This is a genomic window from Pseudocolwellia agarivorans, assembly GCF_002000085.1.
GTDB classification, from domain to species: domain Bacteria; phylum Pseudomonadota; class Gammaproteobacteria; order Enterobacterales; family Alteromonadaceae; genus Pseudocolwellia; species Pseudocolwellia agarivorans.
Map to the genome: position 1 here is coordinate 165,999 of NZ_MUZU01000001.1, position 14,519 is coordinate 180,517.

Sequence of the window (14,519 nt, forward strand, 5' to 3'; positions counted from 1 at the left end):
TTTCTTTATTTGTTAAAAATGGAGACAAGGAACATGCCTAATGCTGCTGCTAATATACATAAGCCAACATTAAGAAAAATATTCATTATCGCTTTAAAATAATCACCTTGTTGCAATATTAATAAGGTGTCTAATGAGAATGTTGAAAAAGTGGTAAAAGCACCTAAAAACCCAATACCAATAAGGGTTCTATATACAGTTACTTCAATTACACCTTGTTCGATTAACCCGTATAACACTCCCATAACAAGAGAACCCGAAATATTAACCGCCAGCGTTGCAAAAGGGAATCCTTTTCCGCCCAAATTTAAAATTAATTGATAAACAAAAAATCGTAAACTGGCGCCACAAGCTCCGCCTAATGCCACAAAAATATAAAGGCTTAAATTACTAATACCGCTGGTCATTACTATTCCTGTTAAGTGTATTTAAATAGTTAAGTTTTTCTTTGAGTTGTTTTTCTAAACCGCGATCCGTAGGTTCATATAGTTGTGTATCTGCAATTTCAGGAGGTAAATAACATTCGCCAGCAGCAAAAGCATTCTCCTCGTTATGAGCATATCGGTATTCCGCGCCGTGTCCCAACTCTTTGGTGATTGAGCTAGTGGCATTTTTTAGATGAAAAGGTACATCAAGGTCTGAGGTCGCTTTTGCTAGTTCTTTCGCCTTACTAAAAGCCATATATACCGCATTACTCTTGGGAGCTAACGCCATATAAACCGCAGCTTGCGCAATCGCCCGTTCACCTTCACTTGGGCCAACGCGATGAAAAGTATCCCATGCATTAATGGCCAATTGCATAGCACGAGGATCCGCATTACCAATATCTTCACTCGCAATAGCAAGCAAGCGTCTTGCTACATATAACGGATCACCTCCACCCGTTAAAATTCTTGCATACCAATATAAAGCAGCATCGGGATCTGAACCTCGAACAGATTTATGAAAGGCACTAATTAAATCATAAAAAGCATCGCCACCTTTGTCGTACATGGCAATTTTATCGCCAGCGACTTTAATAACCGTTTCTATATTAATACGTTTTTGTTGGTTAACAGTTTCAATAACTTCTAAACAATTTTCAAAGAGATTAAGTAAACGTCTTGCATCGCCACTTGCACTAGCAAAAAGTTGTTTTTTTGCACCTTCGTCAATATTAATTTTTAAACTGCCAACAGCACTATTTTCTTCAAACTGTATAGCTTTAGTTAATACTACCGCTAAGTTTTCTAAAGAGAGTTTTTTAAGGGTATAAACTCTCGCTCGAGATAAAACCGCTTGGTTTAATTCAAACGCAGGATTTTCAGTTGTCGCACCAATAAAAATTATAGTGCCATCTTCAATGTGTGGTAGAAAAGCATCTTGCTGACTTTTATTAAAACGATGAACTTCATCAACAAACAAGACGGTTCTTTTTTGTTGATGAATAGCACGCTGTTTAGCGCTATCAATAGCTTGACGAATTTCTTTAATACCAGAAGTTACCGCAGACACGCGTTCAATTTCAGCATTTGAATGACTTGCTATAATTTCAGCGAGTGTCGTTTTACCTGTGCCAGGTGGGCCCCAAAATATTAGGGAATGACAACGCCCTTGCTCAATAGCAAGCCGTAACGGCATTCCCATACCCAATATATGTTCCTGACCAACATAGTCAGCTAGGGTTTTAGGTCGTAATTTAGCAGCAAGAGGAAGAAATTGAGGATCTTCATCAAAACTTAAATCAAGTGTGCCATTAGCGCTGGTCATCTAAATGAGCGCCCTCAGGAATAGTAAAAGTAAAAAGTGACGGGGCTAAATTAGGTGATAAATTTACGTTTTTAAGTAAAACTTTGCTTAACTGACCGGTGACATCAAGAAAGGTAAAACCAGATAATTCACTTTTATCATTAAAATTAATTTCTAATGTTTTAATACGGCTATTCACGTCATTAGCATGTATAACATAGTTATTTTTAGATGTACGACTAACAGAATATTGTTCCCATAAAGATTCATTATTCGTTGTGATCAATAAAATAGGTGTATTAGCTATTGCACCATCGAGTTTATAAGCAGTTACTTGCTCGATAAATGGGTCAAATAAGAATATAGATTTACCGTCAGATACAATAAGAGACTCGTCTGGCGAGGTGGTATTCCAATGTACAAGGTTAGGACGTTTAACAGCTAAATCGCCTCCTCCACGCTGTAATACATTGCCGGCATTATCAATAACCTCTTGTTCAAACAAGGCGCTGAATTGATCAATTTCACCCAACTTATTTATTAATTCACTTTTATATTCTTGTGAAGTATTCGCAATAATATGACTTAAATTATTGTTTTCTGTAATAGGTGTGTTCATATCAGCAGCTAAGCTTGGCAGTGTTGAAAAACTACCTAAGGAAAAAGTTAACAGGGCTGTTGATATCATTTTATATTTTTTATTCATCGTTAAAATCCTTAATAGGAGGTGGAGCTAATACTTCTCGAGCACCATTATTACCAGGAGTAGTAACTATGCCTTGAGTTTCCATTTGTTCAACTATACGAGCGGCTCGGTTATAGCCAATTCTAAACTTACGTTGCACGCTTGAAATAGACACTCGGCGAGTTTCAGTTACAAAATTAACAGCTTCATCAAATATGGTATCAAGCTCTTCTTCTTCACTACCTTCTGAAACTTCACCGGGTAATAAAATTTCTTGATCACTACCGCCTGACAGAATATCTTCAATATAATTAGGCTCTGCTCTTGATTTCCAATCACTAACCACCGCATGCACTTCATGGTCATCAACAAAAGCGCCATGTACTCGGATGGGTACAGCTTCACCTGGCGGTAAATAAAACATATCCCCCATTCCCAAGAGTTGATCTGCGCCTTGTTGATCTAAAATGATGCGCGACTCTATTCTAGATTGAACTCTTAGCGCCATACGCGTTGGAATATTGGCTTTAATTAACCCCGTAATAACATCAGCAGATGGTCGTTGTGTCGCTAGAATTAAATGAATACCTGCAGCACGTGCCTTTTGTGCAATACGGGCAATAAGTTCTTCAACTTTTTTACCCACAATCATCATCATGTCAGCAAACTCATCAACAATAATCACAATTGACGACAATTTTGTTAATAAGGGTGGTGTTTGGCTAAAGGCATCCTTGGGTTCCCATAAAGGATCAATTAACGGTTCACCGGCCTCTATCGCCTTAGCAACTTTAGCGTTATAACCTTTAAGATTTCTGACACCAAGCTTTGACATTAACTGATAACGTCGCTCCATTTCTCCTACACACCAACGCAGCGCATTTGCTGCTTCTTTCATGTCAGTAACTACCTCAGATAATAAATGAGGTATACCGTCGTATACTGATAATTCTACTTGCTTGGGATCTATCATGATCATACGTACATCTTCAGGCGAAGCTTTATATAAAATACTGACAATCATGGTGTTAACTGCAACAGATTTACCTGAGCCTGTGGTACCTGCAACGAGTAGATGTGGCATTTTGGCTAGATCAGCAATAACCGGCTCTCCTGATATATCACTACCAATAGCCATCGCCAATTTTGAGCTTGACTCAGAGAATTTTTCACAAGAAATAACGTCGGCAAAGAATACGGTTTCACGGTGTTTGTTCGGTAATTCGATACCAATCACAGACTTACCTTCGATCACTTCAACAACGCGAACACTTTTTGCTGATAGCGACCGAGCTAAATCTTTCGATAAGTTGGTAATTTTGCTGGCTTTAACGCCTGGGGCTAAATTCAATTCAAACCGGGTAATCACCGGTCCAGGGAAAACACCAACCACTTCGGCTATAATCCCAAACTCAAGTAACTTTTCTTCGACTAAGCGAGAAACTCGATCGAGTTGTTCTTGATCAATGGGGTGTTTGGCACGGTCTGGGCGATCTAATAAGTCAAGTCCAGGCATTCCTTTGTACTTGTCTTCTATTTCTGTAGATGGCGATTGAACTGCTGGCTTAGTGGAAACAGGTATTACTATCTTTTCAACATCTTCAAACGCTGCTGTTATTTCTTCTTCATTAACATGTTCTTGTACGTTAATGGCTAACGGCTCACCCATGATGTCGTTAATATCAACAAAAGGTTCTAATTCATCATCCAATTGAAAAGGAATATCGTTTTCGCTTGGGTTAATAAGGTTGCTATCGTTATTAGAGGAAAGAGACGAAAAGGCATGTTCAACATCATTCTGGTTAGATGTGGTTGTTACAGGTTCTTTCTTAGCGGTAATTTTAGCAGCAACATCGGTAAATTTTTGTTTTATACTTGAGGTTGTACTAACACTTTCTTCTTCAGTTTTAACCTGTTCAGGCTCTACTTTGGGTTGTTCATCAGTATTAGATGTACCAAAATGTTCTTTCAATAAGTGAGGAAGGTTAACGAGATATTGCATACCTCGTATGGTGTACGAGCCAATCATATCGACAAAAGCTAATAGTGAAAATCCCGTTAATAGAACAAAACCGGTTCCACAAAGTAACAAGAAGATTAATGTACTACCCACAAATGAGAAATAAGGTAAAAAGGTATTGCTCAGTACATCACCAATAATTCCGCCTGCTGAAAAATAGAATATATCATCAAAATTCATACTCGCTATTGAGGTAATACCTACATAAAGCAGAATAAAACCAACAAACTTTAAACCCAAAGTTAAATAATCAAGCTGCATTAATTTATGATATTTTTGGAAGATCAACCAACCCGTAATGGCAATAACAAAGGGTAAACTATAAGCGACAACACCAAAAAGGTTTAATAATAAATCAGATAAGTAGGCACCTACAGCGCCCCCCATATTGCGAATAGCTGTTTGATAACCTGTTTGTGCCCAGCCAGGATCAGCCGAATCAAATGTAAACAAGATAAGCATCATGTACATAGCGAAAACACATGAAACTAATAATCCAGCTTCAAGTAGGCGTTGAACACCGTTTAATTTAGAAGATTCTTGAGACAATATATCTACCATGAAAAATTGAAGAATTTAATACCTTATAAAATAACAAAATATTGAACTTAATAACATTATTTTAGCGTTTAATTGGTAACACATTGTTAGCTTTTACTTCTTCCATAACAACATATGTACGACTTTCGCTCACAGACGGTAACCTAAGTAATGTTTCACCCAGTAATTCTCTGTAGGCTGACATATCTTTTACGCGCGTTTTAAGTAAAAAATCGAAGTTTCCCGAAACTAAGTGGCATTCTTGAATAACATCTAAACTTTGTACCGCTTTAGAAAAGTCATTAAACACATCAGGACTTGTTTTCGTTAATGTTATTTCAACAAAAACTAATAAGGCAGCATCTAAGTACTGAGGGTTTAGTGTTGCAACATATCCAGTGATAAAATTATCAGCTTCTAATCGCTTAACTCTTTCTAAGCAAGGCGTAGGACTTAAACCAACTTGCTTAGATAAATCAATATTAGTTAAACGACCATTTTTTTGCAGTTCATATAATATATTTTTATCAATACGATCTAACTTTCTCATCACCACCCCTCAACAATACATTAATCTTAATAAAAGAATTTCTACAGAATAATATCCTAATATTTATAAAATAACGACAGGTTAATTCAATAAAACACAACTATACTAGCGTTAAATAAAACCCCATTAAAATAACAATTAGAGAAAACAATTATGATTATCGGCGTACCTAAAGAAATTAAAAACCACGAATACCGTATTGGTCTTACGCCAGCCGGTGTAAAAGAACTGACAGTAAATGGACATAGTGTTCTTGTAGAAAGTAACGGTGGTGCTGCCATCGGTTTTGAAAACGAGCAATATATTATTGCTGGTGCAAAAATAATAGATACTGCAGAAGAAATTTTTGCTACTGCAGATATGATCATTAAAGTAAAAGAACCTCAACCTAATGAATGTAAAATGCTGCGCCCTGGCCAGGTTTTATTTACTTATTTACATTTAGCTCCTGATCCAAAACAAACAGAATTACTTGTTGCCTCTGGCGCAACTTGTATTGCTTACGAAACAGTTACAGCTGCTGCTGGTGGTTTACCATTATTAGCACCTATGTCTGAAGTAGCTGGTCGTATGTCTATTCAAGCTGGTGCTCACGCACTTGAAAAAGCTCAAGGTGGTTTAGGTGCTTTATTAGGTGGTGTACCTGGTGTTGCTCCTGCAAAAGTATTAATCGTTGGTGGTGGTGTTGTTGGTACTCAAGCAGCTCGTATGGCTGTTGGTATGGGTGCTGATGTTACAATTCTTGACCGTTCACTTCCTCGTTTACGTCAACTTGATGTTGAATTTGATGGGAGATTAAAAACGGTTTACTCAACAGCTGATGCAATGGATCAATTAATTGTAGATGCTGACTTGGTGATTGGCGCAGTACTAATACCTGGTGCCGCCGCTCCAAAATTAGTTACCGCGCAACACATCAAAATGATGAAAAAAGGTGCTGTAGTAGTAGATGTTGCAATTGACCAAGGTGGTTGTTTTGAAACGTCTAAAGCAACAACTCACCAAGATCCAACTTATGTTGTTGACGATGTTGTACATTACTGTGTAGCGAACATGCCTGGTGGCGTAGCACGCACGTCAACAATGGCATTAACAAATGCTACTATGCCGTTTGCAGTTACTTTAGCGAATAAAGGTGCAAAACAAGCGATGCTTGATGATGTTCATCTTATGAATGGTTTAAACGTTTTAGGTGGTAAAATCACTTACAAGCCAGTAGCTGATGTATTAGGTTATGACTACGTTGCACCTGAAGACGCAATTGCTACTTTATAAAATTTTGTCGCTTGATTTATAAAAGGTCGAGCAAATAAAATTCAAAGCGCTATTAACATTGAGTTAGTCGCGCTTTTTTTATGTGTGGTAGATACGTAAAAACGCCTATCACTCATTATCTTGTAAAAAGATACCTACACTTTATAACTTTTCATGCATTTTTTTTAATAAAAGTTAGTTGCCCTATTGATATAATCCCTTAAAATCCCAATTACTAACTAAAGTAAGTTATTCATTTCATCTATTGGAGTACACCATGAGCGAAACCAGACATTGTCCATTACTTATCCTAGGTTCAGGACCTGCTGGCTACACGGCTGCAGTATATGCCGCAAGAGCAAATTTAAAACCTGTAATGATCACTGGTATGCAACAAGGTGGGCAGTTAACAACAACAACAGAAGTTGAAAACTGGCCTGGTGATGCAGACGACCTTACCGGCCCTGCGCTTATGGAACGTATGCAAAAACATGCAGAAAAATTTGATACTGAAATTGTATTTGATCATATCAACGAAGTAGATTTCAGTGAACGTCCTTTTAAATTAAAAGGTGACACGGCTTCATACACTTGTGATGCTTTAATTATTTGTACAGGTGCTTCAGCTCAATATCTAGGTTTACCTTCTGAAGAAGCATTTATGGGTAAAGGTGTTTCAGCTTGTGCAACATGTGACGGGTTTTTTTACCGTAACCAAAAAGTTGCTGTTGTTGGTGGTGGTAACACTGCTGTTGAAGAAGCTTTATATTTAGCTAACATAGCTTCAGAAGTACATTTAGTGCACAGACGTGACACTTTCCGTTCTGAAAAAATTCTTGCAGACCGTTTATATAAAAAAGTGGAAGAAGGCAAAATCATTCTCCATTTAGACCGTACCTTAGATGAAGTACTAGGTAATGACATGGGCGTAACAGGCATTAGATTAAAAGATACTAAATCTGATAAAACTGAAGAACTTGAAGTAATGGGTACATTCATTGCTATTGGACATAAACCTAATACTGATATATTCAAAGACCAGTTAGCAATGAAAGATGGCTACTTAACTATTCAAAGTGGTACTTCAGGCAACGCAACGCAAACAAGTGTTGAAGGTGTTTTTGCTGCGGGTGATGTTGCTGATCATATTTATCGTCAAGCCATTACGTCTGCGGGTGCTGGTTGTATGGCCGCATTAGATGCTGAACGTTATTTAGATGCTAAAAACTCTTAATTCTTAACATTTCTAAATTTATAACGATAAGTCTATTAAAATGAGCCAAACTCTTGAATTACTTAACAGTGAGAGTTTGGTCTTCCCTCCTCTACACCAAGCCCTTACAGAACCTAATGGGTTACTTGCCTTTGGCGGAGATTTAAGTGTTGAGCGTTTATGCAGCGCTTACAAACACGGTGTATTCCCTTGGTATTCTGCTCATGATCCAATCATGTGGTGGAGCCCTGATCCTAGAGCTATAATTACCACATCATCCATTAAAATAAATCGCACGTTAAGGAAAGTTTTAAAACAAAAAAATTATAGCGTTTCAATTAACAAAGCTTTTAACGATGTTATCAACCTTTGTGCACACGCCCCTTTTAGAAAAGAAGATACGTGGATTGTTACCGACATGATTAATGCTTATAAACAACTGCACACACAAGGACATGCACATAGTATTGAAGTATGGCAAAATAATGAATTAGTGGGTGGTTTGTATGGCGTAGCGATTAATGGCTATTTTTCTGGTGAGTCAATGTTTTATAAAGTCAGTAATGCTTCAAAAATAGCCCTTGTAGCGCTTGCTAAGCATTTAGAGAGCATTAATATAAACATGATAGACTGCCAATTATTAAATCCATTCTTGGCTGATATGGGCTGTATTGAGGTATCAAGAGAGTATTTTATTAAACAACAACAAAAACATTTATCTATAAACATTCCTCACGATTTTTGGCTACCAAAAGAAATAGAGTCGTAATATGCCTAATGACTATCAATTTGGAATAACTCAATCTTTTCCCTGTAATTATTTACCTGATGAAGAAGAACGCCTGCTCGTTGCGGTAGATGAACGCTTACATAACACTGAACAATACTCTTGGTTGATGGCAAACGGTTTTAGACGCAGCAGCGACCAAATATATCGCCCTCATTGTATAAATTGTAATGCCTGTAAATCAATTCGATTAATTAGCCAAGATTTTAAACCATCAAAAAGTCAAAAACGTTTACTTAATAAAAACAAAGCTTATACATTGAAAGTATCTCATGAGCCTAAAGACATTTATTATGAGCTTTACGAAAACTACATAAACACAATACACCATGACGGTAGTATGTTTCCGGCAACAATAGTTCAATATGAAACATTCACAAAAAGTAGCGTATCCGAGCAATTATTTATTGAGACATGGGATGGCGACATACTTATTTCAGTTGCAGTTACCGATATTCTCGTTGATGCCTTATCTGCCGTTTATACTTTTTATCATCCTGATTACCGTTCAAAAGGTTTAGGTGTATTTTCGATACTCAATCAAATCAAATTAAGTAATGAATACAACAAAAGGTTTTTATATTTAGGTTATCAAATCGATAGCTGTCAAAAAATGAATTATAAAAATAAATACTTCCCATACCAAGAATTAATCAATAATACTTGGATTACAACAAATAAATAGCACATTTACTTTACTTTAGGCGCTCAATTCGGCATCATCTGCGCAGCTTTTTATTCATCATTAATTACACCGTTTAGAATTTTATACATTGCAATTAACGGTAGATCAACTTTAGAGGTTTTACGCCCAATGGCGAAAGAAGAAAATATTGAAATGCAAGGCACTGTTTTAGATACATTGCCAAATACGATGTTCAGAGTTGAACTAGAAAATGGTCACGTGGTTACTGCACACATTTCTGGTAAAATGCGAAAAAATTATATCCGTATACTAACGGGTGATAAAGTTACTGTTGAGTTAACTCCATACGATTTATCTAAAGGTCGTATTATCTTCCGCGCAAGATAATAACTTTATAAAACCAACAAAAAACCCAGCTGATCACAACTGGGTTTTTTTATGTCTTTAATATCAACTACCATTTTAATTTTTGTTCTGTTTATCAAATCAATAACAAAGTATTGGGTAATTTAAATCTGTAGAAATAATTTGTGATTAAGTGTGGATAAACACTCAAACATAATAAAACCACCTAAAAAGGTGGTTTTATTATGAGTTAACTAAGTTACCTTAACTAAAGTTAGCAGCTAGTGCTCCACTAACTCTTTTTTCGATTCGCATTGAATCACTAACTTATCTTTTTTCACATCTACTTTAGCTACACCGCCATGAGTTAGATCACCAAAGAGCAATTCGTTCGCTAAATTTTTCTTCAAGTGTTCTTGGATCAACCTAGACATAGGTCTAGCCCCCATGTTTTTATCATAACCTTTATCGGCTAACCAATCTTTCGCTGCTTTTGAAAGTTCTAAAGAGACACCTTTTACATCGAGTTGTGCTTGAAGTTCAACAATAAACTTATCAACAACTTGATGAATAATTTCGGTACTTAAGTGGTTAAACCAAACAATATTATCTAATCGGTTACGAAATTCAGGAGAGAAAACTTTATTGATTTCTTCCATCGCATTAATATTCGTATCTTGTTGCTTAAAGCCTATAGATTGTTTTGTTGTTTCAGTAACACCAGCATTGGTCGTTAATACAATAATAACGTTTCTAAAGTCGGCCTTGCGACCATTATTATCGGTTAATGTACCGTGATCCATCACTTGTAAAAGAATATTAAATACATCGGGGTGTGCTTTTTCAATTTCGTCTAACAACACAACGGAATGAGGATGTTTAAGTACTGCATCAGTTAATAAACCGCCCTGCTCATAACCTACATATCCAGGAGGAGCACCAATAAGTCGGCTCACCGCATGCTTTTCCATGTACTCAGACATATCGTAACGCAATAACTCAACACCTAACGTTTTAGCGAGTTGTTGTGTAACTTCAGTTTTACCTACGCCTGTTGGACCAGCAAATAAGAATGAACCAATAGGCTTTTCTTCATTCCCTAAGCCAGCACGTGATAAACGAATAACAGATGAAAGCTCATCAATTGCATGATCTTGACCAAATACAACCATTTTAAGATTTCTATCTAACGTTTTAAGGCTATTAGTTTCTGTTGAAGAGACTGACTTCTCTGGTATACGAGCCATTTTAGCAACAATAGTCTCAATGTCCGTATTATTAATAATTTTTTTGCGTTTAGATGGCGCAACTAATTGTTGTTTAGCACCTGCTTCATCAATAACATCTATCGCTTTATCAGGTAAAAAGCGCTCATTAATATACTTAGCCGATAATTGAGCGGCAGCTTTTAACGCTTTGTTGGTATAACGAATTCCATGATGACTTTCGTATTTCTCTTTTAAACCTTGTAAGATTTTAGTTGTTTCATCAACACTAGGTTCTGCTACATCAATTTTTTGGAATCGTCTTGCAAGTGCGCGATCTTTCTCAAAAATACTATTGTATTCTTGATATGTGGTAGAGCCAATACAACGCAATTTTCCAGATGATAGTAAAGGTTTAAGTAAATTGGAAGCATCCATCATACCGCCAGAAGCAGCACCAGCACCAATAATAGTATGAATTTCATCAATAAATAAAATGGCATTCGTATCAGTTTCTAACTCTTTTAAAACAGCTTTGAATCTCTTTTCGAAATCACCTCTGTACTTAGTTCCCGCCAATAATGCGCCCATATCTAATGAGTAAATGGTTGCGTCAGCTAAAAATTCTGGAGCTTTATCTGAAATAACTAAATTTGCTAAGCCTTCAGCAATTGCTGTTTTACCAACACCTGCTTCCCCAACGTATAACGGATTATTTTTGCGACGACGGCTTAATACTTGTAATGTTCTTTCTAACTCATCACTTCTACCAATCAGTGGGTCTATATTACCTTTAAGTGCTTCTTCATTAAGATTTACAGCAAAGTTATCTATAGTACGCTCTTCCTCAACTTTCTGTTCAACATCTTCTGCTGCGTGTAGAGGTTCATTGCTTTCCAGTTTTGAAATACCATGAGAAATAAAGTTTACAATATCTAAACGAGTGATCTCTGATTTTTTAAGGAAATAGGCGGCTTGCGATTCTTGCTCACTAAAAATAGCCACTAATACATTAGAACCGTTTACTTCACTTTTACCTGATGATTGCACATGAAAAACAGCACGTTGTAATACTCGCTGAAATCCTAAGGTAGGTTGAGTTTCTCTTTCAATTTCACTTTCAGGAATTACTGGCGTTGTTTCACCAATAAAATTAAGTAACTCCTCACGTAATTTGGATATATCTGCACCACAAGCATTCAAAGCTTCAATAGAAGCAGGATTGTCTAATAGTGCGAGTAGTAGATGCTCTACCGTCATAAATTCATGACGGGAATCTTTAGCTTGACGAAAAGCTAAGTTTAATGAAATTTCTAAATCTTTATTTAGCATAGTTTACTCCACTGTCAAAACTTACGGGTTACACTTTTTCCATTGTACACTTAAGGGGATGCTGATTTTCAATAGCGTAACTACTTACTTGACTTACTTTAGTTTCTGCAATTTCCGCGGTAAATGTTCCACAAGATGCCTTACCTTTATAATGAATATCGAGCATAATATCGGTTGCTTGCTCTGCATTCATATTGAAAAACATACGTAAGACCTCAACCACAAAATCCATAGGCGTATAATCATCATTTAATAATATAACGTTATACATCGGAGGTTTTACATTGTCTATTTCAATTTTTTCTTCAAGTAGCTCTTGGTTATCTGTGAGCTCTTTCCATTTACTCATAATTATATATTAGCCTGTAGATGAGAATTTTGCTGTAACTTTTCTCACTATTTTAAAGTTTAATAAGATGAAAAAATAGGTAAATTTAACTTGACTAATAATTAAATTTATCTACGATTCATTAGTGATGTTTTTTTAATCACTACTTGATTTAAAAAATGCTTAAGAAACATAAATAATATACCAAGTTCATTTTTAATAAAGGATGTAGAAGTATGGCACAAGGTACAGTTAAATGGTTCAATAATGCTAAAGGTTTTGGTTTTATTCGTCCTGACGAGGGAGGTGAGGATATATTTGCTCACTATTCGACAATTCAAATGGAAGGTTATCGAACGTTAAAAGCAGGACAGGATGTAAATTACGAAATTGATGCAGGACCTAAAGGTCAGCACGCAGCAAGCATTACTCCATCCGAAGTAGAGTCTCAAGAAGATTAATCATTTACTATAAGTTACATCGGGAATAAAAAACACGTTAATCTCTGTTTTTTATTCCCATTAACTTATTACAAATTATCTATAATACAGTCACCAAATTCAGAACAAGTTACCAATGTAGCCCCATCCATTAAACGTTCAAAATCATAAGTTACCGTTTTAGCATTAATTGCCCCCGACATACCTTTAAGTAACAAATCTGCGGCTTCAAACCACCCCATATGCCTTAGCATCATTTCTGCCGATAAGATTACTGAACCAGGATTTACCTTATTTAAGCCTGCATATTTAGGTGCCGTGCCGTGAGTTGCTTCAAAAATAGCAACTTCATCATTTAAGTTAGCGCCTGGAGCAATCCCAATACCACCAACTTGTGCGGCTAATGCATCAGAAAGATAATCACCATTTAAATTTAATGTTGCGATAACACTGTATTCAGCTGGCCTTAGCAATATTTGTTGCAACATAGCATCAGCAATGACATCTTTAATAATTATTTCTTTACCATTATTAGGATTAATCAGTGAGCACCATGGACCACCGTCGATATAGTCAGCACCAAACTCTTCAATAGCTAACTGATACCCCCAGTCTTTAAATGCCCCTTCGGTAAACTTCATAATATTACCTTTGTGCACTAACGTTACTGAGTCTTTATCATTGTCGATTGCATATTGGATTGCTTGGCGAACTAAACGCTGTGTACCTTCTTTAGATACAGGCTTAATACCGATACCACAATTATCTTCAAAACGAATTTTAGTTACGCCCATTTCTTTGGTTAAAAACTCAATAACTCTCTTCGCTTCTGGTGTATTGGCTTGATACTCAATGCCGGCATATATATCTTCAGAGTTTTCTCTAAAAATAATCATGTTAACTTCAGCAGGGTTTTTAACGGGGCTTGGTACTCCCGTAAACCACTGTACAGGACGTTGGCAAACATAAAGATCAAGTATTTGACGTAAGGCTACATTCAACGAGCGCATTCCACCGCCAACAGGTGTAGTAAGAGGACCTTTGATACCCACTTTATATTGTTTGAACATTTCTAATGTTTCATCAGGTAACCAAGTTTCTGAGTCATAGATTTCAGTAGCTTTTTCACCAGCGTAAACCTCCATCCAATGAATACTCCGTTCATCGGCATAAGCTTTTTTAACGGCAACATCAACCACTTTAATCATAGTTGGAGTAACATCAATGCCAATACCATCACCTTCGATATAAGGAATAATAGGATTATTAGGAACGGCTAGCTTTCCATCAATAACTGTGATTTTACTACCTGACTCTGGAATTATTACTTTATTTGACATATGAAGTTCCTCTGCTGCATCCGAATACGGTGAATTAAACAGTAAGGTATGCTTTATGAAACTAGTGGTGAAACCAAACACACTTACTTACAGACAAACTATCGCA

At 36.5% G+C, this 14,519-nt stretch carries 14 protein-coding genes; 6 read left to right on the forward strand and 8 right to left on the reverse strand.

Annotation, left to right across the window (positions count from 1 at the left end; translation table 11 throughout):
- Window positions 1-5: 5 nt before the first annotated feature.
- The 5 genes from crcB to lrp form a co-directional block, all read right to left on the reverse strand.
- The gene (crcB, locus tag B0X80_RS00655) at window positions 6-407 is read right to left on the reverse strand and encodes a fluoride efflux transporter CrcB (protein ID WP_077337926.1); all 402 of its coding nucleotides are present in this window, start codon (window positions 405-407) and stop codon (window positions 6-8) included.
- Window positions 391-1,749, reverse strand: coding sequence for a replication-associated recombination protein A (locus tag B0X80_RS00660; RefSeq protein ID WP_077337927.1), 1,359 nt, complete (start codon window positions 1,747-1,749; stop codon window positions 391-393). Before B0X80_RS00660 ends, crcB begins: the two co-directional genes overlap by 17 nt.
- A complete protein-coding gene (gene lolA, locus B0X80_RS00665) occupies window positions 1,736-2,434 on the reverse strand; it encodes an outer membrane lipoprotein periplasmic chaperone LolA (protein ID WP_077337928.1) in 699 nt (232 codons plus the stop codon). Before lolA ends, B0X80_RS00660 begins: the two co-directional genes overlap by 14 nt.
- Entirely contained in the window at window positions 2,427-4,982 is a 2,556-nt protein-coding gene (locus B0X80_RS00670; protein WP_245825350.1) for a DNA translocase FtsK, read from the reverse strand. Before B0X80_RS00670 ends, lolA begins: the two co-directional genes overlap by 8 nt.
- A 73-nt stretch (window positions 4,983-5,055) precedes the next feature.
- Complete coding sequence (lrp, locus tag B0X80_RS00675) at window positions 5,056-5,523, reverse strand: leucine-responsive transcriptional regulator Lrp (protein ID WP_077337930.1); 468 nt, start codon at window positions 5,521-5,523, stop codon at window positions 5,056-5,058.
- 153 nt (window positions 5,524-5,676) lie between these two features.
- On the opposite strand from lrp, the gene ald reads away from it, so the two are divergent.
- From ald to infA, 5 genes are all read left to right on the forward strand, one after another.
- On the forward strand, window positions 5,677-6,798 hold the full coding sequence (gene ald, locus B0X80_RS00680; protein WP_077337931.1) for an alanine dehydrogenase: 1,122 nt from the start codon (window positions 5,677-5,679) through the stop codon (window positions 6,796-6,798).
- Window positions 6,799-7,054: 256 nt separating this feature from the next.
- The gene (gene trxB, locus B0X80_RS00685; RefSeq protein ID WP_076418770.1) at window positions 7,055-8,011 is read left to right on the forward strand and encodes a thioredoxin-disulfide reductase; all 957 of its coding nucleotides are present in this window, start codon (window positions 7,055-7,057) and stop codon (window positions 8,009-8,011) included.
- Between the two features lie 40 nt (window positions 8,012-8,051).
- The gene (aat, locus tag B0X80_RS00690; protein ID WP_077337932.1) at window positions 8,052-8,759 is read left to right on the forward strand and encodes a leucyl/phenylalanyl-tRNA--protein transferase; all 708 of its coding nucleotides are present in this window, start codon (window positions 8,052-8,054) and stop codon (window positions 8,757-8,759) included.
- A gap of 1 nt (window position 8,760) precedes the next feature.
- Window positions 8,761-9,462 carry an arginyltransferase gene (locus tag B0X80_RS00695; protein ID WP_077337933.1) on the forward strand — a complete coding sequence of 234 codons (702 nt, stop codon included), beginning with the start codon at window positions 8,761-8,763 and terminating at the stop codon, window positions 9,460-9,462.
- A gap of 129 nt (window positions 9,463-9,591) precedes the next feature.
- A complete protein-coding gene (gene infA / locus B0X80_RS00700) occupies window positions 9,592-9,810 on the forward strand; it encodes a translation initiation factor IF-1 (RefSeq protein WP_011043571.1) in 219 nt (72 codons plus the stop codon).
- A 239-nt stretch (window positions 9,811-10,049) separates the two neighbouring features.
- Here the strand turns inward: infA and clpA are convergent, their stop codons facing one another.
- Both clpA and clpS read right to left on the reverse strand, forming a co-directional pair.
- Window positions 10,050-12,305 (reverse strand): ATP-dependent Clp protease ATP-binding subunit ClpA, encoded by a 2,256-nt coding sequence (gene clpA / locus B0X80_RS00705; protein ID WP_077337934.1) that lies wholly within the window; start codon window positions 12,303-12,305, stop codon window positions 10,050-10,052.
- A gap of 28 nt (window positions 12,306-12,333) precedes the next feature.
- A complete protein-coding gene (gene clpS, locus B0X80_RS00710) occupies window positions 12,334-12,654 on the reverse strand; it encodes an ATP-dependent Clp protease adapter ClpS (RefSeq protein ID WP_076418774.1) in 321 nt (106 codons plus the stop codon).
- A gap of 215 nt (window positions 12,655-12,869) precedes the next feature.
- Between clpS and cspD the strand changes: the two genes are divergently transcribed.
- Window positions 12,870-13,094: a cold shock domain-containing protein CspD gene (gene cspD / locus B0X80_RS00715; protein ID WP_076418775.1), complete on the forward strand. Its 225-nt coding sequence runs from the start codon at window positions 12,870-12,872 to the stop codon at window positions 13,092-13,094.
- A 68-nt stretch (window positions 13,095-13,162) separates the two neighbouring features.
- On the opposite strand, the gene icd is transcribed toward cspD, so the two are convergent.
- Window positions 13,163-14,413, reverse strand: a complete 1,251-nt coding sequence (gene icd / locus B0X80_RS00720) for an NADP-dependent isocitrate dehydrogenase (RefSeq protein WP_077337935.1) — start codon at window positions 14,411-14,413, stop codon at window positions 13,163-13,165.
- Window positions 14,414-14,519 lie beyond the last annotated feature (106 nt).